Here is a 25,461-nt window from a genome sequence, read left to right as displayed (position 1 = left end):
GTCCGTTTTGTTATCGTCTTTTGGTATAAGCAGAAGGTAGCAAAAATTCGGGGCAGGTGGCAAGTTTTCGCCGGACCGGAAGGAAAATTGTGATCGTGGCTGATGATCTTTTGGGCGCGGCGTCGCATTTTCTGCGATGATTCACGTGAAATGGCCGCACGGCACTGCCGCACGGCCTGACAGGTTGATCTGCCGTTGCTCAGGCCCTCAGGCCTTCAGGCGTCAACAATGACATGCCCGCGCGGATTGGAGCAGCAGGCGAGAATGTAGCCTTCGGCAATATCGTCTTCGGTGATGCCGCCATTATGGACCATATGCACCTCGCCCGAGACCTTCTTGATCTTGCAGGTGCCGCAGACGCCGAAGGTGCAGCCCGAAGGAATATTCAGCCCCGCCTGACGGGCAACCGCCAGAACCGTATCGGTCTCGGCGCATTTCTGTGTCACGCCGGAGCCGGAGAACTCGATTTCGGCGGTGGCCCCTTCCTCGGGCAGCTCGTCTTCGGGGATGTCGCGCACTTCCTCGATCGGGGCGCTGAAGCTTTCCTGATGGTAGTGGTCCATATCGAAGCCAAGGCCCGCCAAGGCTTCGCGCACGGCGGTCATAAAGGGTTCGGGGCCGCAGCAGAAGACCTCGCGTTCGAGATAGTCGGGCGCCATAAGGCCCAGCATCAACTGGTTGAAAAAGCCCTGATATCCGGTCCAGGGTTCGTATTTATCAGCCCCTTCGACAACCCATTTCAGGTCGATCCCGTGTACCCGCGAGGCCATATGTTCCAGCCGTTCGCGGAAGATGATCTCTGACGGGCGGCGGGCGCAATTCACAAAAACAATGTCGCAATCGCGGCCCAGATCATACATATGCGTGGTCATCGACATCATCGGCGTGATGCCCGACCCTGCCGAGATAAAGAGATATTTTTCGGCAGGGTAATTGGCGTTGGTAAAGCTGCCGGTGGGGCCGATCGCCTTGATCCTCATCCCCGGTTTGAGGTTGTCGAACATCCAGCGGGTCCCGATGGACTCGGGCTGGGCCTTGACCGTCACGGTGATCGACATCGGCCGCGAGGGCGAGGACGAGATCGTATAGGTGCGGTACAAAGGCCCACCCGGCACCGGAATTTCCAAGGTCAGGAACTGGCCGGGCTGGTAGTCGAAGATCGCCCGTGAAGGTGCCTGAAAACAGAAGGTCATCACATTGGGCACCTCGGGCAGCACCGAGACGCATTCCAGCTCTTCTGAATCGTTCCAGATCTTGATCGCGGTTTCGCCGGGGATGAGGGTCATTAACTTACTCCGCTGCGAGCTTCACGGGGCCCACCCGCGAAGTCATGGTGTCACAATACCAATTCACGAACTGGATCACGCCATCCTCATGGGTTGGCGAATAGGGGCCGGGCTCATAGGCGGGCGAGTTGATGCCCTGCTGGTTGTCCTCGACCACGCGGCGGTCTTCGTCATTGGTATGTTCCCAGACGGTGGTGAGGTTCTTGAGGTCATAATCCTGCCCCTCGACCGCATCCTTGTTCACCAGCCATGTGGTGGTGACCTCGGTCTCGGTCGGGCTGATCGGCGTCACGCGGAAGGTGATCGAATGGTCCGACAGGAAGTGGTTCCACGTGGTGGGGTAGTTGAACAGCAGCAAAGTGCCCGCATCCAGCACCGGCACGCGGCCCAGACGTTTTTTCACGGCGATCTTGCCGTTCATCGTATAGCTTTCGGCACCATCCAAGAGCGGCATACGCGCCACGCGATATTCGCCGTTATCGGCCATCTTGAAGCGCGAGGGCGCACCCATGCCTTCCAGACGGTTGAAGTGGTTTTCAACCTTCTCGGGGAAGGTGCCATCGGCGCTGACACCGGTGATCGAGGGATCTTCGGGGTAGGTGCGGCACAGGTCGGGGTGGTTGCCCGCGCAGTGATAGCACTCGCGGTTGTTCTCCCACACCAGCTTCCAGTTGCCATTCTCGATGATGGTGGACTGGAAGGCGACCTTGGCATTGGACAGGTCATGCACCTCCAGATAGGGAGTGACGGTCTCGGCAAACGTGTCGAAATCGGGCGCATTCTCGGCCAGACAGATATAGATCAGCCCCGAGACCTCACGGCAGTGAACGGGCTTCAGCCCGTGTTTCGAGGCATCGAACTCCGGCCCCATATCACGCGCCCATAGCAGGCGGCCATCCAGCTCGTAGGTCCATTGGTGATAGGGGCAGACCAGCTTGGCAGCGGTGCCCTTCTTGTGCTGGCAGATCACCGAGCCACGGTGGCGGCAGGTGTTATGGAAGGCGCGGATGACATCATCCTGACCACGCACGATCACCACCGTATAGGCGCCGACCTTATGGGTGACATAGGCGCCTTTCTTCGGCAGCTCGGCGCGCGAGGCGGTAAAGAGCCATTCCTTGTACCAGATCTGGTCGAGATCGGTCTGGAAGATCTCGGGAGAGGTGTAGAAGGCCTGTTCGAGCGCATGGCCGGGTTTGCGGCGGGCGAGAAGCTCGGGAAGGGAAGCGGAGGGTTGCATGGCCTTGTCTCCATGGCACGCTAGTGCTGCGCGGCTGTGGGTTTCAATGGATCCAGAGTAGTCACGATTAAGATTTGGCGAAGGCGCATTTGCGACCCCTGCGACGGGGATTTGCGACATAAGGGAAAAACTTGTCGCAAAAATTGCAGGATCGACCCTGTCGGGCAGGGGGCTGGCACGTGCCGCCGACTCAGGGGGCGTCGCCTCAAGCGGTTGAAGTTCTTGGAAGAACAGCGGGCCGCAAAAAGCCGCGCAAAGCGGGGCTTGCGCGGCTTTGTCGTTTTGAGAGCGGGGTCACAGACCTAGCGCGTCTTTCACAACCGGCAGGCCCTCTTTGCCGTCAATGGTTGTCACGCCGTCCAGCCACGGGGTGACGACATCGGGATGCGCTTTCAGCCATGCCGGAACCGCCTCGTCGGGGTCTTTGCCGTCATTGAGGATCGCCCCCATGATCTCGTTTTCCATCGGCAGGGTGAAGGTCATGTTTTTCAGCAGCTTGCCGACATTCGGGCATTCGGTCGCATAGCCTTTACGGGTCACGGTCTGCACCGTGCCTTCGCCGCCAAAGAAATCCTCGCCGCCGGTCAGGTATTTGATGTCATAGGTCGAATTCATCGGATGCGGGGCCCAGCCAAGGAACACCACCGCCTTCTTTTTCGGATAAAGACGCCCCACCTGTGCCAGCATGCCCTGTTCCGAGCTTTCGACAATCTGGAACCCCTCCAGAACCTTGCCCTTCTCGGTCAGGTCCATCAGGTAGCCATTGCCTTCATTGCCCGGCTCGATGCCGTAGATCTTGTGATCCAGCTCGTCGGCGAATTTCGGGATATCGGCATAGCTATGCAGCCCCTTGTCGTAAAGATAGGTCGGAACGGCCAGCGTGTAGTTGGTGCCGGTCAGGTTGGTGGTGACCACATCGATCGTGCCTTTGTCGAGATAGGGGCCGATGGCGGCCTGCTGCGCGGGCATCCAGTTGCCAAGGAAGACGTCGATATCATTCGAGGCCAGCGACGAGAAAGTGACCGGCACGCCGAGCACATCGACATTGACCTTATAGCCAAGAGCGGTCAGCACTTCTTTCGCGGTTTCGGTGGTGGCGGTGATATCCGTCCAGCCGACATCGGAAAACCGCACGGTGCCACAATCGGCAAAAGCGGCAGCGGCATTGAGGGCGATGACAGAGGCGGTCACACCGCCCAGAAATTTGGCTTTCATTGTTACTCCCGGTTGCTTTGTGTTTTTTTGATTGACGAGTCAATTAGTGCATTCCTACCCTAACATGGCAATCCGTTTTTGTCATGCACATGGGTGGAACTGCGCAATCCGGTCAAAGAAAGCCGGTTCAAGCCTGCTTTCTGGGCAGGTCTGATGAGATTTTCAAATCAACGAGGAGTGGCCCCCGCGATGTCGCAACCGAATATCCTGATCTTCATGGTGGATCAGCTCAACGGTACCCTGTTCCCCGATGGACCGGCCGAGTGGCTGCATGCGCCGAATCTCAAGAAGCTGGCGGCACGGTCGGTGCGCTTTGCCAATGCCTATACGGGCTCGCCGCTTTGCGCTCCGGGGCGGGCGGCCTTCATGTCGGGGCAGCTGCCCAGTTCGACGGGGGTGTATGACAATGCCGCCGAGTTCCGCTCGGATATTCCGACCTTCGCGCATCACCTGCGTCGGGCAGGCTATCAGACCTGCCTGTCGGGCAAGATGCATTTCGTGGGGCCTGACCAGCTGCACGGGTTCGAACAACGCCTGACCACCGATATCTACCCCGCTGATTTCGGCTGGACGCCGGATTACCGCAAGCCGGGTGAGCGGATCGACTGGTGGTATCACAATATGGGCTCGGTCACTGGCGCGGGCGTGGGTGAGATCTCCAACCAGCTGGAATATGACGACAATGTCGCCCATGAGGCGAAGATGAAGGTCTATGATCTGGCGCGGGGGCTGGACAATCGCCCATGGATGCTGACCGTCAGTATGACCCATCCGCATGACCCCTATGTGGCGCGCAAGAAATACTGGGATCTCTATGAGGAGTGCGAGCATCTAATGCCCACGGTCCCCGACATGGGCTACGACAAGCAGGACAACCATTCGAAGCGCATCTTTGACGCCAATGACTGGCGCAATTTCAACATCACCCAAGAGGATATCCGCGACAGCCGCCGCGCCTATTTCGCCAATATCTCGTATTGCGACGATAAGATTGGCGAGATCATGGAGGCGCTGGAAAGCACCGGCCAAGAGGCGATCATCCTCTTTGTCTCGGATCATGGCGATATGCTGGGCGAGCGCGGGCTGTGGTTCAAGATGAACTTCTACGAGGGCTCGGCGCGGGTGCCATTGATGATGGCGGCCAGCGGGGTCGCGCCGCGTCTGGTCGAGACGCCTGTCTCCACCATTGATGTGACGCCGACGCTGTGCGATCTGGCGGGGATCGACCTGCAGGAGATCGCGCCTTGGCTGGATGGCGAAAGCCTTCTGCCCTTGGCCAAAGGCGGCACGCGCGAGACGGCTGTGAAGATGGAATATGCCGCCGAAGGGTCCTACGCGCCGCTCGTCAGCCTGCGGCAGGGAGATTACAAGCTGAACCTGTGCAAGCTGGACCCCGACCAGTTTTTCCATCTGGGGGCTGACCCGCATGAACTGGTGAACCTAGCAGGTGACCCCGCCCATTCGCAGGCCTACAGGGCGATGAAAGCCGAGGCCGAGGCGCGCTGGGATCTGGACCGCTATGATGCGGATGTGCGGGCCTCGCAGGCGCGGCGCTGGGTGGTCTATGATGCGCTGCGTCAGGGCGGCTATTATCCGTGGGATTACCAGCCGCTGAAGGATGCCTCCGAGGCCTATATGCGCAATCACATGGACCTCAATGTGCTGGAATCCAACAAGCGCTTCCCGCGCGGCGACTAGGCGTCTGAAGCCAACGTGAAGGCGAAGGGGCGGCGGACCGCCCCTTTTTCATGGCGCTCGGGGCGCGCAGGCCTATCCTGAGCATAGGACATAGGAGGATTTCCCGATGACGCAATTCTTTACCGCCGCCGATGGTGCGAAACTGGCCTATCGTGACGAGGGGCAGGGGGTGCCGGTGCTGGCGCTATCGGGGCTGACCCGCAATATGGCCGATTTCGACTATGTGGCGCCCTATCTGCTGGACATGGGCGTGCGGCTGATCCGCATGGATTACCGCGGGCGCGGGCAGTCGGAGTTTACGGGGGCTACCACCTATACCGTGCCGCAGGAGGGCGCCGATGCGTTGGCGCTTCTGGACCATCTGGGGCTGCAGAAGGCGGCGATTCTGGGCACCTCGCGCGGGGGGCTGATTGCGATGTATCTGGCGGCAGTGGCGCATGACCGGCTGCTGGGGGCCTGCCTGAATGACGTGGGGCCAAAGCTTGAAACGGCGGGGCTGAATGCGATTTTCGACTATCTCGGGCGCAATCCTGCTGCGAAGACCTATGATGCTATGGCCGCGCGTCTGCCCGATCTGATGGTGGGCTTTGCAAATGTTCCCGCCAGCCGCTGGGCGCAGGAGGTGCGTCACCATTATCTGGAAACCGCCGAAGGCCTGCGCCTGCGTTACGACCCTGCGTTGCGCGAGCCTTTCCTGAAGGACTTCAAAGGTGATCTGCCCGAGGCTTGGCCGTTCTTCGAAGCTTTCGCAGAGCTGTCGCTTTGTCTGATTCGCGGAGCGAATTCGGTGCTGTTGAGCGCGCAGACCGCAGCAAAAATGCAGCAGCTCAGGCCGGATATGATCTTCGCGGAGGTCGCGGATCGGGCGCATATTCCGTTTCTGGACGAGCCAAAATCGCTTGCGGCGCTATCAACATGGGTTGCCAAGCTGGCTTAACGTAACCCTGATAAGTAACTGAAAATTAAGCATTTTAATTGTTTTAATTTTACAAAACTTGTTTGCAGATGCTAAAACAAACATGCCTCGGACATATATCGGGGCGGCGGCGGAGGCAATGTTTCAAGTGTTAACGAGTAACGCCTCCGCCGTGTGTCACGAGTAGACCGGTATGTGTGTATGTAGCCAGTACAGGGGAAGATATCGCCCCTGAAGGTTAAAGCTGCTCGAGCGTGCGAGGGCAGCGGCTGCCATTGTAAAAAGTGACAAGAACACGAGTGAATATGGCACCGCTGTCCGACTTCGCGTCGGTTTCAGCCATTTCGAACAGCGTCATGCAAGAGCGTAACTTGCGCGCATCGACCGTTCCCAGAATGTCGTCTATATCTTTTTCTGGATGTTGCAGCACGGCTTTGCAAGCGGCACTGAGCCGTGTTTGCAAAGTCTGGTTGTCCAGATAGGCGCGGGCTTCCGACATATCGGCCAACCCGAATTCCTTTGATCGCGGCGATATGCCCAGACTGGCCAGTTGCGGAAAAATCCACCACATCCAGTGGCCGCGCTTGCGACCGGCCTGCAATTCCGAAAGCGCGACCGGAAAGTCGCGCTCCTGTTCTTTCAGAAAGCGTTCAAGCCCCGCCATCAGCCCCAGATGGCTTCGAATTCGCGCCATTCGCCTTTGGACATGCCCGAAGTCTCGGCGGTGACGGTTTCGCCCGCAAGGCGGCGCTTGAGCACCTCGACCGCGCGGCCTGACAGGTTGACCCCGCCCAGACGGTAATCCTCGAAGGCCTCATAGGCGGCAGGCACCCAGTCCTTGACGATATCGCACATGGTCTCGGCATAGACGCGGATCTCATATTGCGCATGGGCATCGGCACGCAGGCGCAGGAAGTGGAAGAGATTGTGCAGGTCTACCTTCCAATACCATTGGGTATAGATATTGGTGGGCAGGTTCATCCGCGCCAATTCGCGCGCCAGCCCCTGTTTGCCGGCGTCCTCATCGGCGGTCAGCATGTCCTCATAGTGGTCGTAGGACCGCATTGCATCCTCGCGCAGCATGTCCAGCACGCGTGCTGCCTCGGCGCCTTGCAGAACCGCGCCACGGCCCTGATGGTTGACGGTGGATTGCGCCGCCAGCTGGTCAGGCTCGGGGATATAGAACTCGCGGTCGAGGATCGAATAGCGCGCCGAATATTCATTCACATTGGCGGTGCGGTGGCGGATCCACTGGCGGGCGACAAAGACCGGCAGCTTCACATGGAACTTCACTTCGCACATCTCGAAGGGGGTCGAGTGCCAGTGGCGCATCAGATAGCGGATCAGCCCGCGGTCATCCGAGACCTTCTTGGTGCCACGGCCATAGCTGACGCGCGCGGCCTGCGTGATAGCATTATCATCGCCCATATAGTCGATGACGCGGATCAGCCCGTGATCGAGAACCGGATGCGCGGTATACAGGCGCTCTTCCATCCCCGGCGAGACCGCGCGGCGGGTCGGCTGCGACAGCGCGCGCTGTTCCTCGATATCGGCAAGCTGTTCGGGGGTAAGCGTCATGGCGGTCTCCGTAAACTCTACAGGCGGATTCGATTGGCTCTCTGTATCGCGGGAAAAGCCTCGGGGAGCAACTGCTTGCTCTTTCAAAGCTGTGGATTACCTTGCATCCAAACGAAAGGAGGCCGCTATGAAGGTCGAATATCTGCACACTATGGTCCGCGTGCTGGATCTGGAAAAGACGATCGGGTTTTTCAAACTTCTGGGTCTGATCGAGCGCCGCCGGATCGAGAATGACAAGGGCCGCTTCACGCTGGTCTTCATGTGCCCGCCGGGCCAAGAAGATGGCCGTGCCGATGTCGAGCTGACGTGGAACTGGGATGGTGATAGCGGTCTGCCCTCGGACAGCCGCCACTTCGGGCATCTGGCCTATCGGGTCGAGAATATCTACGACATGTGCGCCAAGCTGCAAGAGGCGGGCGTGACCATCAACCGCCCGCCGCGCGATGGCCATATGGCCTTTGTACGCTCGCCCGATAATGTGTCGATCGAGCTGCTACAAATGGGCGATGCCCTCGCCCCCGCCGAGCCTTGGGCCAGCATGGAAAACACCGGCCATTGGTAAGGTGATCCTTTGGCAAGCTCTGCCGCTTCGGCGGAGCTTGTTAGTCTGCCTTCCGTGTCAAAAGGTCTTTGTGGCGGCTGTCGCAGATTTCCATAGCGACAAGCTGTTTTGCGTAGTTACCATGGCGACTACGCTGAACGCCGCTGTGATTGCTCCCTCCGACGATTTGATCGCAATACTCTGCTGCCGAGAAAAGCGTTACGTAGCCAGAAGCAAGTGCCGCAGCTGCTTCACGCAGAGCGAGATGGGACTGTGCGACGGGTTTTGGTTGGGTCGAAAGCTCGTTTAGTAGCTGTCGCGATGTCTTTAATGATCCTGTGCCCAGTGCACGGGAAACAATAGTAAGTTCCATGGCCAAGCTGGTCACTATCGGTGGGGCGCCCGCTTCAATATAAACTTCGTGCCGCGCAGTTAGCAAAGCCTCGACATGCCGTGCTGCATCCGAAACTAGCCCCATTGCTTCAGATACACGCGCAGCCCTCATGGCTGATATCCATGCAGCCGCGCCGGCTATCAGCGTAGCCCCTGCGCCGATGAAGCTTGCCCATTGAGAGAAGAGTTCTGACTGGAAATGGCTATCTGCTAGCGCGTAAGTGGTGATCGCCAGCAAAAAACCATCAGAAGTCCGCCGACAAAGGGCGGGGTGTCTTTTAAGGCTTTGAGAAAATGCAATTGGAGCGATCCTTTTTTCTAACTGCTCCGAGCATAGATCAATGGCTGTCCTTGTCTTAGGACTATCTCCCGAACTTGTCTTTTAGCTTTTCCAGCGGCGAGCGGGTGTCTTCCGGCGCGGCGGCAGGTTTGGCGGGGCGCTCGGTCTGGATCTTTTCGGGGCGTGTGCCCGTTGAACTGCGGGGGGGCGCGGTGCGCAGGCTGACGGCGTTGAGGAATTTCTGCCCGTCGCCCGAGGCCAGAGCTGTGGCGCCGTCCGAGAGGCCGCGCATCAGGTCATCCAGCATCTGCTCTTCGGATTTGGCAAAATCGGCCAGCACATAGCCCGCCACGCGGTCTTTATGGCCCGGGTGGCCGATGCCCAGCCGCACGCGCTGGTAATCGGGCGAGAGATGCGCATGGATCGAGCGTAGCCCGTTATGGCCTGCATGGCCTCCGCCCTGTTTTAAACGGCATTTCCCCGGGGCAAGGTCGAGTTCATCATGGAAGACGGTCAGGTCTTCTACGGTGAATTTGTAGAAATCGGCTGCCGCGCGGACCGACTGGCCGGAATTGTTCATGAAGGTCTCGGGCTTGAGCAGCACGATACGCTCGGAGCCCAAGCGGCCCTCGCTGATCTGGCCTTGGAATTTGGATTTCCACGGGCCGAAGCCGTGGTCTTCGGCGATGCGGTCAAGCGCCATGAAGCCGATGTTATGTCGGGTTCCGGCATATTTCGCGCCCGGATTGCCGAGGCCCACCCAGAGTTGCATGTGTTTTGTCCTTCGGTTCATGCGGCCCGTTGCCGTGAGGGGCTGGGGGCTCTGCCCCCTCTGGCGCGGTGCCCGCGCCATTCACCCCCGGGATATTTCGGGCAGCTGGAAAATAAGCGTCAGGCGCTTTCTATCTGGCCGAAGCGCTGACGCCAAGTGGCAGGGGCCACGCCATAGCGTTTGCGGAAGTGGTGGCGCAGGAGCGCGGCGGAGCCGAAGCCGCAGCGCTCGGCGATCTGGTCGATGCTTGGGGTGGGGGCTTCGAGGAGGAGGGCGGCCTGTCTGAGACGCTCTTCGTTGAGGAAGCGGATCGGGGTGGTGCCTGTGGCGTCGAGAAAGCGCCTGAGGAAAGTGCGCTCGCTCATGGCGCAGGCGTTTGCGAGGCTGCTGATGGTGGGGGTATGGGTGAGGTTCTGGCGCAGCCGGTCCAGCAGGGGCGCAATCCTGTCGGCCTCGGTGGCGCGCGGGACAGGGCGGGGCAGGAACTGGTTCTGCCCGCCATCGCGATGGGAGGCGATGACGAGGCGGCGGGCGACCGAATTGGCGGCCTCCGCGCCGAAATCCTGCCGTACGATATGCAGCCCCAGATCCAGCCCCGCCGCCGAGCCCGCAGAGGTATAAAGCGGGGCATCATCGGTATAGAGATTGTCGGCCCGCAGGGTGACATCCGGATAGCGGGCCGCAAAATCTTTGGCATAGCGCCAGTGGGTGGTGGCGCTGTGGCCGTCGAGCAGCCCCGTCTGGGCCAGCACAAAAGCGCCCGAACAGATCGTGGCAATCCGCGCGCCGCGCGCATGGGCTGCAATCAGCGCGGCTGTCAGTGCGGGCGGGGCGGGGGTATGCGCGCCGCGCCAGCCGGGGATGACAATCAGGCCTGCCTCCTCCAGCAGTTCCAGCCCGCCATCGGTACTGACACTCAGCCCGCCATGCGCGCGGAGCGGGCCCGGCTCGATCGCCGCTGTGCGGAACCGGTACCAATGCGGGCCCATCTCGGGACGCGGGAGGCCGAAAATCTCGGCGGTGACACCGAATTCAAAGGTGCATAGCCCGTCATAGATCAGCGCCACGACACGGTTATTGGCGATCGGCTGCAAAGGCAGAAGTGGCAGGATATTGTCTTGCGTTGTCATTCCGCCATCTTACGCGATGGGGCAGGGTCTGGCAATCTGGCCTTATCGAGAAAAGGAGTTTCGAAATGAATGCTGTTCTGTCCCGCCCGCCTGTTGCTGCCGCCGATGTCGTGGCGCTGCTGGAACCCCAATGCGCGCTGCATACCGATTGCCATGATGTGCACGATGCCGATGGCGGCTTCGTCCTGTTGCATGTGATGGGGACGCCGGACACCTATGCCCGCCGCCATATCCCGAACGCGGTGTTCATGCCGCATCGCATGATCACGGCAGAGCGGCTGGCTGACTGGCCGCAAGACACCCTTTTTGTGGTCTATTGCTCTGGTCCGCATTGCAACGCAGCCGAGCAGGCGGCGCTGGCGATTGCGCGGATCGGGCGGCCCGTGAAGATCATGCTGGGCGGGTTGATGGGCTGGGAATATGAGGGGCTTGCCTTTGCGGGCGAGGCAGCGCTGGCCTGATCGCCTTCTCTTGCAATGCAAAACGCGGAGCCATTGGCCCCGCGTTCCGTCAGACAGAGGTCTGCGCGCAGATTATTCAGCTGCGGCTTCGCCTTCTTCTTCGTCGTCACCACCGCCAAGGCCTTTGGGCGCTGCGATGTTTGCGATGACGAAGTCGCGGTCGATGGTCGGTTTCGCGCCATTGGGCAGCGAGACTTCGGAGATGTGGATCACGTCGCCGATTTTCTTGCCGGTCAGATCGACAACGATCTGCTCGGGGATATCACCGGCCAGAACTTCCAGCTCGACTTCCTGACGTACGATGGTCAGAACGCCACCGCGCTTGAGGCCCGGTGCGGCTTCGTGGTTCACGAACTCGACATGCACGAAGAGTGCGATGCGCGAGTTGCGGTGGGTGCGCATGAAGTCGACGTGGGTCGGCAGGTCTTTGACGACGTCTTTTTGAACGCCGCGGCAGATCACGCGGACGTCTTCCTGACCTTCGACCTTCAGGTTGAACAGGGTCGACAGGAAGCGGCCTTTGCGCAGACGGGTCAGAAGCGGGTTGAACTCGAGGTTCAGTGCCAGCGGTTCTTTACCATCGCCGTAAACGATTGCAGGTACTTTGCCCTCACGACGTGCTGCGCGAGCGGCCCCCTTGCCCGTCCCCGAACGCACGACGGCTTCGATCGTTTCGATCTCTTTTGCCATTTTGCTATCTCCGAATATGGAATGTAAAAGAGCCGCCTCCAAGGGTGCGACCCATGAGCGCCTGCCATTAGGCGAGAATCCCCTTTATGGCAAGCCCCAAAACGGCCTTCTCAGGCGTATTCGTCCAGGAAGCCCGTGGGCAGAAGCACGTTGTGACGCCCGAGATCGTGCACGTTCTTCTCGCCGCACAGGGCCATGGTGATATCCAGCTCCTTGCGGATGATCTCCAGCGCCGTGGCCACGCCCTGCTCGCCCATCGCGCCCAGCCCATGAATGAAGGCGCGACCGATGAAGGTGGAATTGGCCCCCAAGGCCAGAGCCTTGAGCACATCCTGCCCCGAACGGATGCCGCTATCCATAAAGATTTCCATCTCCGGCCCTACGGCCTCGCGGATCTTCGGCAGCATACGGATGGCGCTCAGCGCCCCGTCCAGCTGACGCCCGCCATGGTTCGACACGATCATCGCATCGGCCCCGAAATCGCGTGCCAATCGGGCATCATCCTCATCAAGGATCCCCTTCAGGATCAGCTTGCCGCCCCATTGGTCACGAATGCGGGCGATTTTCGACCAGTCGAGCTTGGGGTCGAACTGCTCGGCGGTCCAGCTGCCAAGGCTCGAGGCATCGCTCACGCCCTTCGCATGGCCCACGATATTGCCGAAGAAGCGCCGCTTGGTCTGCAGCATCTCGAAGCCCCATTGCCATTTTGTGGCCAGATCCAGCAGAACGGGCAGGGTCAGTTTCGGCGGGGCGGTCAGACCGTTTTTCAGATCCTTGTGCCGCTGGCCGAGGATCTGGAGATCCAGCGTCAGCACCAGCGCACTACAGCCCGCCTTTTTGGCGCGCTCCAGCGTGGCATCCACGAAGTCTTCGTCCTTCATCACATAAAGCTGGAACCAGAACGGATCGGTCGTATGGGCGGCCACATCCTCGATCGAGCAGATCGACATCGTCGACAATGTGAAGGGGACGCCGGCCTTTTCCGCTGCCCGGGCCGCCTTGATCTCGCCATCGGCGCGCTGCATCCCCGTTAGCCCGACAGGGGCCAGGGCGACAGGCATAGCGACATCGCGCCCGATCATTTTGGTCGCGGTCGAGCGCCCCTCCATATCTACGGCCACTTTCTGGCGCAGACGGATCTTCTGGAAATCGGTGGTGTTCTCGCGAAACGTCTGCTCGGTATAGGAGCCGCTCTCGGCATAATCGTAAAACATCTTCGGCGTGCGGCGTTTGTGAAGACGTTTAAGATCGTCGATGCAAGTGATAACGGCCATGGAAAACACTCCGAAAGTTAATTTTGCTCATGGCTTAGCAATGCCGCTCGGAGATGGCAATTGAACAATGCTGCATGGCGGAGATGTTGCGAAAGGGGGCTGTCTGCCCCCTTCTTGCGGCTGAAGCCGCAATTCATCCCCCGAGGATATTTCGGGCAGCTGGAAACATTAGGGTAAATTTAAGACTATTGTTTCAAAGTTGAGAGGCGGAACAGGCGGGGACGCCGATGGCCGTGCAGATGGACAGACGGGAGGCGCATGGGATTGCACCGCCGATGTATCAATGAGGCGGCCGATACGTCCATGCGTCTTTCCTGTTTTCCAGCTGCCTGAAATATCCCGGGGGAGGCGCCGTCAGGCGCTGGGGGCAGAGCCCCCTTTTCCGACGCGATGGATCAGGCGGAATGGGCACCCGCAGCAAGCGCTGCGACAAATGTTGCGATATCTTCAGTGCCTTTGCCCGCGGCAACTTCCTTGACAATAGCTGAACCGACCACACAGCCGTCTGCAATAGCGGCAATGTCGCGGGCGGCATCGGGGGTATTGATGCCAAAGCCCACGATCACCGGCAGATCGGTCGAGGCCTTGATGCGGGCCACTTCGGGGGCTACGTCGCGCGGTTGGGCTGCCGCGGCACCGGTGATGCCGGTAACCGATACGTAATAGACAAAGCCGGAGGTGTTCTGCAGCACTTTGGGCAGGCGCTTCGCGTCAGTTGTGGGAGTGGCCAAACGGATGAAGTTGATTCCGGCTTTCTGCGCCGGAATGCACAGCTCCTCATCTTCTTCGGGCGGCAGGTCCACGACGATCAATCCGTCAATCCCTGCCGCTTTGGCGTCGATCAGGAACTTGTCCACGCCGCGCGAATAGATCGGGTTGTAATAGCCCATCATCACGATCGGGGTGGTATCATCGGTTTTGCGGAATTCCGTTGCCATATCCAGCGTTTTCTGCAGCGTCATGCCGCCATCCAGCGCGCGTTGGCCGGCAAGCTGGATGGTGGCCCCATCCGCCATCGGATCGGTGAAGGGCATGCCCAGTTCGATAATATCCACGCCGGCGGCGGGCAGGGCTTTCATGACCTCGAGAGAATGCGCCACATCTGGGTCGCCGCCCATGATATACGCGACAAAGGCTTTCTTCCCTTCGGCTTTCAGGGCCGCGAACTTGGTATCGATGCGGGTGGTGGTCATGACATGCTCCCTAAGCTTTGCGCCTCTTTTCGCGCAAGGCGCGGGGCTTGTCTAGCGCCCGCAAGGCCGGATTGCCTTCAAGCGCGGGTCAATCTTGCATGAAATGCGCCTGCGCTTTACTAGGGGGCGAGAATTTCAGGACCGTTTTGCCAAGGAGAGCGTGATGGGCTTCAAGATGGGTATCGTGGGTCTGCCGAATGTCGGCAAGTCGACCCTGTTCAACGCGCTGACCAAGACGGCAGCGGCGCAGGCGGCGAATTTTCCGTTCTGCACGATCGAACCGAATGTGGGCGAGGTCGCAGTTCCCGATCCGCGTCTCGATAAGCTGGCCGAGATCGCGGGGTCGAAAGAGATCATCCCGACCCGTATGACCTTTGTCGATATCGCGGGTCTGGTGAAGGGCGCGTCCAAAGGGGAAGGTCTGGGCAACCAGTTTCTGGCCAATATCCGCGAGACCGATGCCATTGCGCAGGTGCTGCGCTGTTTCGAGGATGACGATGTGACCCATGTCGATGGTCGCATCGATCCGGTGGCCGATGCCGAGACCATCGAGACGGAGTTGATGATCGCCGATCTCGAGTCGATCGAGAAGCGTCTGGCCAATCTTGTGCGCAAGATCCGCGGTGGCGATAAGGAAGCGAAAGAGCAGGAGAAACTGCTGCTGGCCGCGAAAGAGGCGCTGGAGGCGGGCCGTCCGGCGCGCACGGTGCAGGTTTCGGAAGACGACCAGAAAGCGTGGCGCATGCTGCAGCTATTGACCTCGAAGCCGATCCTCTATGTCTGCAACGTGGAAGAAAGCTCGGCCTCCACCGGCAATTCTCTTTCAGCCAAAGTGGCCGAGATGGCGGCGGCGCAGGGCGCGGGCACGGTGGTGATTTCGGCCAAGATCGAGGAAGAGATCAGCCAGCTCGAGGCCGAGGAAGCCGAGATGTTCTTGGGCGAAATGGGGCTTGAGGAAGCGGGTCTCGACCGTCTGATCCGCGCAGGCTACGAGTTGCTGGGGTTGCAGACCTATTTCACCGTTGGGCCGAAAGAGGCGCGTGCATGGACGATTCCGCAGGGCACGCTAGCGCCGCAGGCGGCAGGCGTGATCCACGGCGATTTCGAGCGTGGTTTCATCCGTGCCGAGACCATTGCCTTTGATGACTATGTCGCGGGCAAAGGCGAGGCGGGGGCCAAGGAGGCTGGCAAGTTCCGCGTCGAGGGCAAGACCTACGAGGTCAAGGACGGCGACGTTCTGCATTTCCTTTTCAACGCCTGAGTGAAGTGCGCTGGCGGTCGGGCGATCGTCCTTGTGAAATCACCCGCGTCATTTTGCCATTCGGGGGGGGCGGCTGTCACTTGACGGGGTCTGCTCTGTCATCGCTGGCGAAGCTATCGGTTTCGGGTGAACCAGAAAACGCCGCTCCGGTTGGGGCGGCGTTTTGCATGAAGGCGATCTGTGTTGGCCACGCCCGCCTCAGGGCCATTGGTCCGTGCTGGGGGCAGAAGGAGAAGGCCGGAGATGTTCCGGCCCTTTGGTTCAATGGGCCAGCATATCCTGCACGATCTGCGCACCGCTGAGCGCGGTGGGATAGTAGGTCGGCCAATTTGTCAGCTCCTTGAGGACGCTGGCGCGGTCATTGCCCCAGAACAGATGGAAATGGACCGCGTTCTGCGGTGCAATGGCATGGTCGGAAAACTGGATGTAGTCAGGGGCTTGCATATCACCTGCGGCTTTCTTGAAGATGAAGCGCACACCGCGATTGCCCTTTGCATAGGTCAGGGTTTCATGCCCATCGGCGCGATAGGTGCCGCTATAGGACGAGGTGCCGGTATGGAAGGTCACGGTGTCGCCCTTGATATCAATTTGTTCGACGTCGGTCTTATAGCCTGTATCGTAATAGGCGCGGTATTCGGCGGCGGATTTATCTCCGCTTTCGGCTTTATGGGCCATGACGGGATCCAGTGTGCCATCCTTGAGATAGGGGTAGACCGATTGCCAGCTTCCGTCCCAGTCCGAAAGGTTGCGATCTGCAATTTGCGAATCCTCGAAATAGCCATGATAAATAGCATCCGAGGCATGGGTATGCATATGGCTCTCGGCGGCGGCCGTATGGGCAAGGCTCAAGGCGAAGATGCCAGTGAGGGCGAGGCGGAAGAGGGTCATGAAAAACTCCGTTGGTCAATATTTTGCAATGTAATTACATTACTAAAATTTGACGTAAGGATCCGCAATGTGCAAATAGTGCCAAGGCGTGCTTTGCTATTGTTTTCATAGTGGTGAGAGTGAAATGCGCTGGCAGCCCGTAGGGGAATCGAACCCCTCTTTCCAGGTTGAAAACCTGGCGTCCTAACCGATAGACGAACGGGCCACTCTGGCGTGTTCGGCGGTGTCAGTGGCAGCCCGTAGGGGAATCGAACCCCTCTTTCCAGGTTGAAAACCTGGCGTCCTAACCGATAGACGAACGGGCCATTTCTGACACGCCTGCGTTGCAAGTGGCAGCCCGTAGGGGAATCGAACCCCTCTTTCCAGGTTGAAAACCTGGCGTCCTAACCGATAGACGAACGGGCCATGCTTGCGGCGTGGGGCGGTAGATAGTCGAGGTTTCTTCGCCGCGCAAGAGGTTTTTTCACGATATTCTCACCTGTCGTAGCGCGCGGGGAAAACACCCATGAAAATATGCGCTTTCAAAGGGTTTCAATAGCGGGTGCGGCGTCCTCCAGCCGCAGTTGAACCTTGCTTCTGCCGCCCCAAGTGTTGATTTCCAGTCGGCCGGCCAGATGGAATCGTGTCGCCCCCGGCTTGGCAAGGGCCGGACCGATGGCGCTATCAAAGGCCCCGAAGGCGATGGCATCGCGTTTCTGGCCCAGACCATCCCCGAAAGAGAATCGCAGATGCGATTCGCCAACCTGACGCGCGCCGGTAATTTCCATCGCGGGGAAGGCAAAACGCGGGGCAGGGGCGCCCTGACCGAAGGGGCCGGCCTGTTCGATCTGCTCGATCAGGTCGGTTGTGGCCGCACCGGGCATCAGCAGCGTGTCGATGCGCAGATCACGCGGCCCACCGGCCCCCGCGCCCTGCTTGGCCAACAGCTCTGCCAGACGCTCCATCGCGGCCTCCAGCTTGCCTTCCTCGACCGTCAGACCTGCGGCCATCTTATGCCCGCCGCCTTTCAGCAACAGCCCCTCGGCGGCCACACGCTGGATAGAGGCACCAAGGTCCACCCCGTTGACCGAGCGCGCCGAGCCCTTGCCGATGCCCTTATCCAGCCCGATCACCACGGCGGGGCGGTTGGTGGCCTCTTTCAGGCGGGCGGCGACAATGCCCACCACGCCCGGATGCCAGCCCTCGCCTGCGGCCCAGACCAGAGGCGCATCTAGCCCGCGGTCTTCCGCCTGTTTCAATGCGGCCTCGCGGACGCGGTTCTCGATGTCGCGGCGGTCGGTGTTGAGCTGGTCCAGACGGTCGGCCAGCGCCTGCGCCTCGGCCTCGTCGGTGGTCGATAGAAGACGCGCGCCCAGATCGGCGGCACCGATCCGCCCGCCCGCATTCAGCCGTGGCCCCAGTAGGAAACCCAAGTGATAGGCATTGGGCGCCTGATCCATACGCGAGACATCCGCCAAGGCGCGCAGTCCCACACGGTCGCGCCGCCCCATCACCTTCAGCCCCTGCCGCACCAAGGCGCGGTTGCAGCCGATCAGCGGGGCCACATCGGCCACCGTGGCCAGTGCCACCAGATCCAGCATGGCGATCAGGTCCGGCCCCTTCAGGCCCTCGCCGCGCATCAGCCGGTTCACATCGACCAGCATCAGGAACACCACCGAGGCCGCACAGAGATGCGCCAGATCCTTGGTCTCGTCCTGCCGGTTGGGGTTCACGCAGGCCACGCAATCGGGCAGGGTCTCACCGCCCAAGTGGTGGTCGAGAATGATCACATCCGCACCCTTGGCGGCTGCGACCGGCTCATGCGAAAGCGTACCGCAATCGACGCAGATGATCAGGTCATGATCGCGCGCAAGGGTTTCCATCGCGGGTACGTTCGGGCCATAGCCTTCGTCGATCCGGTCGGGAATATACAGCGTCGGGTCCAGCCCCATCTGCCGCAGCCAGACCAGCAGCAGGGCGGCAGAAGAGCCGCCATCCACGTCGTAATCGGCAAAGATGGCGATGCGCTCGCGGGCCTTCACCGCGGCCAGAAAGCGGGCCGAGGCTTTCTCCATATCCAGCATCTCGCGCGGATCGGGCAGCAGGTCGCGCAGGGTGGGCTCAAGGAAGCTTGCGGCCTCCATCGGCGGCACGCCACGGGCCACAAGAATACGGGCAAGGGGATGGGGCAGGCGGGTTTCCTGCACCATGGCTTCGGTCAGCCGATCGGATTCGGGGCCGGGGCCCACCCAATGGCGATTGGTCAGGGATTGTTCGACATTCAGAAAGGCGCTCATGGCGGCAGTCCTAGCCAAAAGGGGCGCGCGCCGCCAGAAGAAACCGGCAGGCGGGGGGGGGGGGGATCGCCGCCTTGGCAAAGTAAAACGGCCCCCTGAGGGGCCGTCTGTGGGGTTACTTGCGCTTGGTGGGGTTGCGATAGATCATCCGGCGCACGGAGCCGGTTTTCGAACGCATCAGCACCGTTTCGGTTTCGATGTAATCGGGCTCGCGCTTGACGCCCTTCACGATCGAGCCATTGGTCACGCCGGTCATCGCGACGATCACATCCGAGGTGACAAGCTCGTCACGCGAATAGATCTTGTCGAGATCGGTGATGCCTGCCTTGGCCGCGCGGCCCTTCTCGTCGTCATTGCGGAACAGCAGCTTGCCCCACATCTGGCCGCCCATGCATTTCAGGGCCGATGCCGCCAGAACGCCCTCGGGCGCGCCGCCGGACCCCATATACATGTCGATGCCGGTGGCCTCGGCTTCGGCGCAATGGATGACACCTGCCACATCGCCATCGGTGATCAGGCGGATCGCCGCGCCGGTCGAGCGGACTTCCTTGATCATCTCCTGATGACGCTCGCGGTCGAGAATGCAGACGGTGATATCGCGGGGGGTGACGCCTTGCGCCTTGGCCAGCGCGTTCACCCGCTCGGCGGGGGACATCTCGAGCGAGACCACGTCTTTCTCGTATCCCGGACCGATGGCGAGCTTTTCCATATAGACGTCGGGCGCATGCAGCAGCGTGCCGCGCGGCGCCATCGCGATGACGGTCAGCGCGTTGGGCATGTCGAGCGCGGTCAGCGTGGTGCCTTCCAGTGGGTCAAGCGCGATATCCACAGCGGGGCCTTGGCCGGTGCCGACTTCCTCGCCGATATACAGCATGGGCGCTTCGTCGCGCTCGCCTTCGCCGATCACGACCACGCCTTTGATGTCGAGCATGTTCAACTGCTCGCGCATCGCATTCACGGCGGCTTGGTCGGCGGCTTTCTCGTCGCCACGACCGATCAGGTCGGCGCTGGCATGGGCGGCCGCTTCAGACACACGGGCCAAGCCCAGCGAAAGCATACGGTCATTGAAATCTACGGGAGTGTTCATTTCTTGTCCTGTTTCTTGCGCGTATTCGCGCAGTGCAAATGGGCCAGCGCCAAGAAAACCCGTTCCGGCAGGTAGGGCAACCCCCGTGATCGCTAACAGAAGAAAGTTAATTCAGGGACTTGACGGTTTTTTGCAGGTCGAATGTTTTGTGACGCTGCGACGGGCCATATTGCTTCAAGGATGGGCCGAAGAGAATCGTCGGACCGGTTGGTTCGGGCAAGAGACCGAATGCAAGAGACCGAATGCAGGAGGCTGGGCGCAGGAGGCTGGGCGCAGGAGACTTGCGCAGGGGGGGGACGCAAAAGGGCGGGATCGCCCCGCCCTTGTTCCGCCCTGTTTCAGGCGATGTCTTTCAGAGATCTTCGATACGCAGTGCCACGGGGTCGCCCTGAACCACGCCGGTTTGCGGGAAGGTGGCGATGGCGTGCTCGATTGCATCGCTGGTGGTCTTATGGGTGACAATCAGCACCGGAGCGGCGCTGTCGGCATGGCCATATTGACGCATCCGCGAAATCGAGATGCCTGCATTGCCCAGAGCCTGCGCAACCTTGGCCAGTGCGCCGGGTTTGTCGGACAGGTTGATGCGCAGATAATAGGAGGCGGGCGCGGTGGCGACCGCTGCGGTGGCCTCGGTCAGTTGCGAGGCCGGAATGCCGAAGGTGGACAGGCGCAGGCCCCGCGCGATATCGGCGACATCGCCCATGACGGCGCTGGCGGTTGGGCCTTCGCCCGCACCCGCCCCGCGCAGCACGATCTGGCCGACGCTATCGCCTTCTACGACAACCATATTGGTGCCACCGCTCAGTTGCCCCAAGGGCGAGGTCGCGGGCACAAGGCAGGGGGTCATCCGCTGTTCCAGCCCGCGACCGGTCATTTGCGCCACGCCCAACAACTTGATCTTATAGCCCATATCCCCCGCGCGACGGATGTCGTCGATAGAGATGCGGCCGATGCCTTCCAGTTGCACATCATGGAAAGCGACTTTTGTGCCGAAGGCGATCGAGGCCAGCAGCGACAGTTTATGGCCCGCATCGATGCCCCCGACATCAAGGTTGGGATCGGCTTCCAGATAGCCCAGCTGGCGCGCCTCTTCGAAAACGGTCGCATAGGGTAGGCCCGCATCTTCCATCCGCGTCAGGATGTAGTTGCAGGTGCCGTTCATGACGCCCATCACACGGCGGATCTGGTTGCCTGCCATGCTTTCGGTCAGGGCCTTGATACAGGGAATGCCACCCGCCACCGCGGCCTCGAAACGGATCACGCGGCCAAGGCTTTCGGCCATCTCGGCCAGCGCCTGACCGTGATGGGCCAGCAGGGATTTGTTGGCGGTCACGACATCCTTGCCGCTGGCCAGCGCGGCCTCGGTGGCATCTTTGGCCACGCCTTCATGGCCGCCCATCAATTCGACGAAGACATCGATATCCTCGCGCTTGGCCAGATCGACGGCGTCGCTCTCCCATGCATAGCCGGACAGATCCGCATCGCGGTTCTTGTTGCGGTCTCTTGCGCAGACGGCGGTGATTTCCACCTTGTGGCCGGTGCGGGCGGCCAGCAGGTCTGCATGGCGCTGGACGATTTTGACCACGCCGATGCCCACTGTGCCAAGGCCGGCAATGCCTAGACGAAGAGCGGGGCCGGTCGAGCGTTGTGCGGACATGAGATACCTCATCGGGATTGGTCTGAGTTGTGGTCTGTTAGCCGGAAATCCCCCTTGGTGCAACGCGCATCCGGTTCTGGGGCATCCGGTTGGCGCAGGCGGCAGGGAGGCTTTGGCGCAGGGGGCGCTTAATTGGTGCCCTGCGACGTGCCGTCTGTGGGTTCTGCGCGCAGGGCTGCGGCCTTGGCGCGCAGGGCGGCGGCGCGGGACTCCAGCGTGCTGGTGCCCGCGTAATCCGGTTCGCTTGTGTCGTTAAGAAGTTGATCGAGCGGCAGAAGTTCGGGGTATCCGCCTTCCATCATCGGGCCGCCGCCACAAGCTGCAAGCGTCGCGCAAAGCAACGGGACCAGAGCGAGGCAGGGCAGATGTCGCATCGATTCTCCTTTCGACGGGGCAGGGCAGACCATAGGCAGGCGCGGATTGCTTGACCAGCCCGTTTGCATGGCCTCCGGCGATCTGCGCGGCCTGTGGCCTTGGGGGAGGGGCTGGGGCGCGCAGGCGTCAGGAGGACGGGTCCCACTGGATGGGGGTGCCACGACGTCGGGTCACGACGAAATTGCCGATTGGAATGCCGTCTTTGGTTTGTGCCATGCCGACCTTTACGGCATCCGAGCTGCCATTGCCGCCCGGCAATAACAGTGTGAGATTGCCGATATTGAACGGGGGACGGTAGCGGTAGAGTGTTTCCACGATCACCGCCGTATCGCCCGCTCCCATGATCGGGATGCGGTCGGCCTCGTTATCCAGTGAGGCCTGTGTTTGCGCTTTCAGCCCGCCCGTGGCAGGCACAGGATACGAGCCGATCAGGGTGGCTTTTTTCGTGACCCCGTCGCAGTTGTCCGTATCCTGGGCGGTTGTGTGGCATTCGATCAGGGTGACCCGCATCATGGTCTGCCCGTCGAAGCTTTTGCGGGCGGCGAAATCATAGACCTTCTTCATGCCGGCCAGATAGCTGGGGCCGATGGCCGAACGTTCGCGCGACAGAATATCGGCCACGGCATAGGCGGCACGCGATACCTCGCCTTTTTTGCGGAAGGCGTCGTAGAACTGGAAGGCCAGAAAGATCCACACGGTCAGGATCAGATAGGCGAAGATCGCTTCGATCGGGATCGAGCCGTCTTCATCGCGGTGCATCTTGTGCAGGGACAGGCGCAGAGGGGTCATTGCTGGATCGGTTCGTTGGCAAAGACGGTGGTCGAGATGAGATTGAGTTCGCCGTCATCATCCTTGGCCAGCATTGCCCATCGCAGCAGGCCTGCGGCAGAGGCGGACATGATCGTGTCGCTGACAAGGGCGGGCACTTTCAGGCAGGCGCGCATCAGCATGATCTGGTTATCCGTGCCTTTCTGCAGCACGGGTTCCGCATCAAGGGCCTTGCCGTCACTATAGTCGTGGCAAAGGGCCTGTCTGTTCCAGTTCGGCGCGGTCCATGTGCTGCGGTCTACAGCCACCATCTCGATGGTCAGCTGGTTCATGCAGTTTTTGATAAAGCCGATATTGCGGCACATATTGCTTTTGATCTGGTTCTGCGTCGGAAAAAGGGTGCCATAGGTTTGCAGCCTGAGGTTACGCGCGGTGATTTCCAGCCCGCGATCAAGCATGGTCTGCTTGCTCTGCAAGACGAAGATCTGGGCCGCAGCGACCACGAAGATCAGGAAAAAGGGCAGCATGATGACCGCCGCCACCGTTCCGGCACCGGTATCGTCACGAAAGAATTTGCGTAGGAAAGAGGTCATGACGCGCCTTGCGGTTTCTAGTTTGTCAGCCGGAGCGAGTTGATCGAGGCGGCGATCTTCGAGAAGGCATTGGTCAGCTCGTCCGAGGTGATGTCGTAATAGAACCCGTCCCCCGAAGAGCAGGATTTCAGCACTGCGGCACCGTCCGAGGGCGCATCGACCGCGAGTGTATAGATCAGGATGTCATTGGCCTTGGCCGCCGTGCAGACCGCATCAAGGGCGGCATCCTTTTCATGCTGGTCATCGGTGATATTGCTGTAGGTCGCGGCCCGTTCAGATTGCTCCGAGAAGAGTTCGTAGATCTCCTTGCTCGATTTATTGGCCCCCAGCGCATCGTAGAGCGGTTTCATGAATGTCTTGATGACATATTCATGCGGCACGCTGTTCCGGCTCCAGACGGTGCTCCATGCAATCTGGCGCAAGGTGCCGGGGCTATTGGTGGCCGACCACTGGCCGCTATAGGGAGAGCCCGATTTGCGATACCATTGCGAGCCGTATTTGTAATACCAGTAACGGTCGGAATACCGGTAATAGAGATTGGCGTCGATCGCGGTCATATTGGCAAAGAGCGCGTTATAGGAGTTCTGGTCCGTGCCGAAGGCGGTCGAGGACGCGGTGGAATAGAAGAAAGATCCGCCGGAGCGATAGGCAGATTTGATACTGTAAGAGCCGGTATTCTGGCCATCGGTCATCAGCACCATCACCTTGATCGCGCGGTCATTCGAGGCCTTCGACCCTGTCAGATCATACGCGTAGGGGCGGGCGGACAGATCGGAGCTGACCGCGCCCTTGTTGATCAGGCTGTTGACAATGGGTTTGGCGGCAGGGTCCAGCAGCGCCAGCCCCCAACGGGCCCCGACATCGATTGCCGTATCGCCGCCGGCCTGCAAGCCGGAGATCTTGTTCTTGATGGCCGTTTGCGAATTCGAGAATGGCAGCACGGTCGCATAGCTGTTTTGCGGGCAGTTCAGGACGCTGATTTCGTCGCTGATATACCGGTCGTCGTTATATTGGCGCGTGTAATCGAAACTGTCGCCATACATCGTGCGCTGGATGGGCGTGGTGGGGCTGATGGCGATGCTGGAGCTGGGCAGCAGGAAAACATCGCCACAGGTGGTCTGGGTCTGGTCGGTCGAGAGGTTGAACTCGTCGGCAAGCGTGCTGCCCAGCACCACTTGCTGGTTATAGGGGATGATCGAAATCGAGAGCCTGCCCGCCGGAGCGGAGGCCGGCTGAACCTTGGTGAACATCAGGTCGACAAAGGTCGAGGCGCTGCTGCGCAAGGCCGAGATACGGGTGGTGTTCCGGCCCACCGAAGTGCCCATAGACCCGGAGATGTCCAGCACCATCGAGACTTCGACATTGCCAATCGCCTCGGTGGCTTGGCTTGAAATATGGGTGGATAGCGTCTTGATGCCGATCTGGCTGAGCTTGCCCATGAAGCTGGTATCCATCGTATCGACCGCATCGATACGGACCTGACGCCATTCGCCCCATGTGCCCTGTTCAACGGTGACGGTGGTGTCCAGCCCGTCAAGTCCGGCCTTCTTGAGATAGTCCTCGACCACCAGTTTCGGATCCAGATCCTGGCTGAGCGAGGCCGCCGCCAGAGATGCGCGGTCGAGAGCGGCCAGAATTTCCGTGCGCCGTGCCTCGAACCGCATGAAATCCAGTGCGACGCCGGACAGTACCAGCAGCACGGTCAGCAGCACGATGGTCATGGGGAGGATGGCGCCGGTTTCATCGTGATGCAGGCGCAGGGGCCGCCGCAGGCTCCGACGGGCGAGACCGGTCAGACAGGGGCGGCGATGGGCCATAAGCAAACTCCGGAAACTGGAACAGGGACTGCCGGTCAGCAGCAAACATTCACAAGTTCTTAATCTTTAAGC

Annotated in this window: 24 protein-coding genes and 3 tRNA genes; 5 read left to right on the top strand and 22 right to left on the bottom strand. The window is 60.4% G+C overall.

Features of this window, described 5'->3' with window-relative positions:
- Positions 1-215: 215 nt before the first annotated feature.
- From WDB88_RS12215 to choX, 3 genes are all read right to left on the bottom strand, one after another.
- Entirely contained in the window at positions 216-1,286 is a 1,071-nt protein-coding gene (locus WDB88_RS12215) for a hybrid-cluster NAD(P)-dependent oxidoreductase (protein WP_339107949.1), read from the bottom strand.
- 4 nt (positions 1,287-1,290) lie between these two features.
- Positions 1,291-2,526 (bottom strand): aromatic ring-hydroxylating dioxygenase subunit alpha, encoded by a 1,236-nt coding sequence (locus tag WDB88_RS12210; RefSeq protein WP_339107948.1) that lies wholly within the window; start codon positions 2,524-2,526, stop codon positions 1,291-1,293.
- Positions 2,527-2,820: 294 nt separating this feature from the next.
- Positions 2,821-3,741: a choline ABC transporter substrate-binding protein gene (gene choX, locus WDB88_RS12205; RefSeq protein WP_339107947.1), complete on the bottom strand. Its 921-nt coding sequence runs from the start codon at positions 3,739-3,741 to the stop codon at positions 2,821-2,823.
- 189 nt (positions 3,742-3,930) lie between these two features.
- On the opposite strand from choX, the gene betC reads away from it, so the two are divergent.
- Together betC and WDB88_RS12195 are read left to right on the top strand one after the other, a co-directional pair.
- The gene (betC, locus tag WDB88_RS12200; protein WP_339107946.1) at positions 3,931-5,439 is read left to right on the top strand and encodes a choline-sulfatase; all 1,509 of its coding nucleotides are present in this window, start codon (positions 3,931-3,933) and stop codon (positions 5,437-5,439) included.
- Positions 5,440-5,545: 106 nt separating this feature from the next.
- A complete protein-coding gene (locus WDB88_RS12195; RefSeq protein ID WP_339107945.1) occupies positions 5,546-6,376 on the top strand; it encodes an alpha/beta hydrolase in 831 nt (276 codons plus the stop codon).
- Between the two features lie 217 nt (positions 6,377-6,593).
- Here the strand turns inward: WDB88_RS12195 and WDB88_RS12190 are convergent, their stop codons facing one another.
- Positions 6,594-7,019, bottom strand: coding sequence for a DUF1810 family protein (locus tag WDB88_RS12190; protein ID WP_339107944.1), 426 nt, complete (start codon positions 7,017-7,019; stop codon positions 6,594-6,596).
- A complete protein-coding gene (thyX, locus tag WDB88_RS12185; RefSeq protein WP_339107943.1) occupies positions 7,019-7,933 on the bottom strand; it encodes an FAD-dependent thymidylate synthase in 915 nt (304 codons plus the stop codon). Before thyX ends, WDB88_RS12190 begins: the two co-directional genes overlap by 1 nt.
- A 127-nt stretch (positions 7,934-8,060) precedes the next feature.
- Here thyX and WDB88_RS12180 point away from each other — a divergent pair, with 127 nt between their 5' ends.
- Entirely contained in the window at positions 8,061-8,495 is a 435-nt protein-coding gene (locus WDB88_RS12180; RefSeq protein ID WP_339107942.1) for a VOC family protein, read from the top strand.
- A 40-nt stretch (positions 8,496-8,535) separates the two neighbouring features.
- On the opposite strand, the gene WDB88_RS12175 is transcribed toward WDB88_RS12180, so the two are convergent.
- The 3 genes from WDB88_RS12175 to ftrA all read right to left on the bottom strand — a co-directional run bounded on the left by WDB88_RS12175 (position 8,536) and on the right by ftrA (position 11,049).
- The gene (locus tag WDB88_RS12175; RefSeq protein WP_339107941.1) at positions 8,536-9,105 is read right to left on the bottom strand and encodes a hypothetical protein; all 570 of its coding nucleotides are present in this window, start codon (positions 9,103-9,105) and stop codon (positions 8,536-8,538) included.
- Between the two features lie 124 nt (positions 9,106-9,229).
- A complete protein-coding gene (gene pth / locus WDB88_RS12170; RefSeq protein ID WP_339107940.1) occupies positions 9,230-9,919 on the bottom strand; it encodes an aminoacyl-tRNA hydrolase in 690 nt (229 codons plus the stop codon).
- 119 nt (positions 9,920-10,038) lie between these two features.
- Positions 10,039-11,049, bottom strand: coding sequence for a transcriptional regulator FtrA (gene ftrA, locus WDB88_RS12165; protein ID WP_339107939.1), 1,011 nt, complete (start codon positions 11,047-11,049; stop codon positions 10,039-10,041).
- Positions 11,050-11,114: 65 nt separating this feature from the next.
- On the opposite strand from ftrA, the gene WDB88_RS12160 reads away from it, so the two are divergent.
- The gene (locus WDB88_RS12160; protein WP_339107938.1) at positions 11,115-11,510 is read left to right on the top strand and encodes a rhodanese-like domain-containing protein; all 396 of its coding nucleotides are present in this window, start codon (positions 11,115-11,117) and stop codon (positions 11,508-11,510) included.
- Between the two features lie 72 nt (positions 11,511-11,582).
- Here the strand turns inward: WDB88_RS12160 and WDB88_RS12155 are convergent, their stop codons facing one another.
- The 3 genes from WDB88_RS12155 to trpA form a co-directional block, all read right to left on the bottom strand.
- Positions 11,583-12,200, bottom strand: coding sequence for a 50S ribosomal protein L25/general stress protein Ctc (locus tag WDB88_RS12155; RefSeq protein WP_339107937.1), 618 nt, complete (start codon positions 12,198-12,200; stop codon positions 11,583-11,585).
- A 110-nt stretch (positions 12,201-12,310) separates the two neighbouring features.
- Positions 12,311-13,474: an alpha-hydroxy acid oxidase gene (locus tag WDB88_RS12150; RefSeq protein WP_339107936.1), complete on the bottom strand. Its 1,164-nt coding sequence runs from the start codon at positions 13,472-13,474 to the stop codon at positions 12,311-12,313.
- A gap of 395 nt (positions 13,475-13,869) precedes the next feature.
- The gene (gene trpA, locus WDB88_RS12145) at positions 13,870-14,667 is read right to left on the bottom strand and encodes a tryptophan synthase subunit alpha (RefSeq protein WP_339107935.1); all 798 of its coding nucleotides are present in this window, start codon (positions 14,665-14,667) and stop codon (positions 13,870-13,872) included.
- Between the two features lie 163 nt (positions 14,668-14,830).
- Here trpA and ychF point away from each other — a divergent pair, with 163 nt between their 5' ends.
- Complete coding sequence (gene ychF, locus WDB88_RS12140) at positions 14,831-15,928, top strand: redox-regulated ATPase YchF (protein WP_339107934.1); 1,098 nt, start codon at positions 14,831-14,833, stop codon at positions 15,926-15,928.
- A 261-nt stretch (positions 15,929-16,189) separates the two neighbouring features.
- Here ychF and WDB88_RS12135 read toward each other — a convergent pair whose 3' ends face one another.
- The 11 genes from WDB88_RS12135 to WDB88_RS12085 all read right to left on the bottom strand — a co-directional run bounded on the left by WDB88_RS12135 (position 16,190) and on the right by WDB88_RS12085 (position 25,389).
- On the bottom strand, positions 16,190-16,816 hold the full coding sequence (locus tag WDB88_RS12135) for a metal-binding protein ZinT (protein ID WP_339107933.1): 627 nt from the start codon (positions 16,814-16,816) through the stop codon (positions 16,190-16,192).
- 130 nt (positions 16,817-16,946) lie between these two features.
- Positions 16,947-17,021, bottom strand: a tRNA-Glu gene (locus tag WDB88_RS12130).
- A 25-nt stretch (positions 17,022-17,046) separates the two neighbouring features.
- Positions 17,047-17,121 (bottom strand) — tRNA-Glu (locus WDB88_RS12125).
- Between the two features lie 25 nt (positions 17,122-17,146).
- Positions 17,147-17,221, bottom strand: a tRNA-Glu gene (locus WDB88_RS12120).
- A gap of 116 nt (positions 17,222-17,337) precedes the next feature.
- Positions 17,338-19,092, bottom strand: coding sequence for a single-stranded-DNA-specific exonuclease RecJ (recJ, locus tag WDB88_RS12115; RefSeq protein ID WP_339107932.1), 1,755 nt, complete (start codon positions 19,090-19,092; stop codon positions 17,338-17,340).
- A gap of 115 nt (positions 19,093-19,207) precedes the next feature.
- Complete coding sequence (glpX, locus tag WDB88_RS12110) at positions 19,208-20,179, bottom strand: class II fructose-bisphosphatase (RefSeq protein ID WP_339107931.1); 972 nt, start codon at positions 20,177-20,179, stop codon at positions 19,208-19,210.
- A gap of 352 nt (positions 20,180-20,531) precedes the next feature.
- Positions 20,532-21,836, bottom strand: a complete 1,305-nt coding sequence (locus tag WDB88_RS12105) for a homoserine dehydrogenase (RefSeq protein WP_339107930.1) — start codon at positions 21,834-21,836, stop codon at positions 20,532-20,534.
- A 128-nt stretch (positions 21,837-21,964) separates the two neighbouring features.
- The gene (locus tag WDB88_RS12100) at positions 21,965-22,210 is read right to left on the bottom strand and encodes a hypothetical protein (protein WP_339107929.1); all 246 of its coding nucleotides are present in this window, start codon (positions 22,208-22,210) and stop codon (positions 21,965-21,967) included.
- Positions 22,211-22,337: 127 nt separating this feature from the next.
- Positions 22,338-23,000 (bottom strand): hypothetical protein, encoded by a 663-nt coding sequence (locus tag WDB88_RS12095; RefSeq protein ID WP_339107928.1) that lies wholly within the window; start codon positions 22,998-23,000, stop codon positions 22,338-22,340.
- Entirely contained in the window at positions 22,997-23,572 is a 576-nt protein-coding gene (locus WDB88_RS12090; protein ID WP_339107927.1) for a hypothetical protein, read from the bottom strand. The genes WDB88_RS12095 and WDB88_RS12090 overlap by 4 nt, the downstream gene beginning before the upstream one ends.
- Positions 23,573-23,589: 17 nt before the next feature.
- Positions 23,590-25,389 carry a pilus assembly protein TadG-related protein gene (locus WDB88_RS12085; protein ID WP_339107926.1) on the bottom strand — a complete coding sequence of 600 codons (1,800 nt, stop codon included), beginning with the start codon at positions 25,387-25,389 and terminating at the stop codon, positions 23,590-23,592.
- Between the last annotated feature and the right edge of the window lie 72 nt (positions 25,390-25,461).

Source organism: Thioclava sp. GXIMD4216 (genome assembly GCF_037949285.1).
Taxonomy (GTDB): Bacteria; Pseudomonadota; Alphaproteobacteria; order Rhodobacterales; family Rhodobacteraceae; genus Thioclava; species Thioclava litoralis.
Note: the sequence above shows the minus strand (reverse complement) of the source record. Positions and strands in the feature narration are given on the sequence as shown.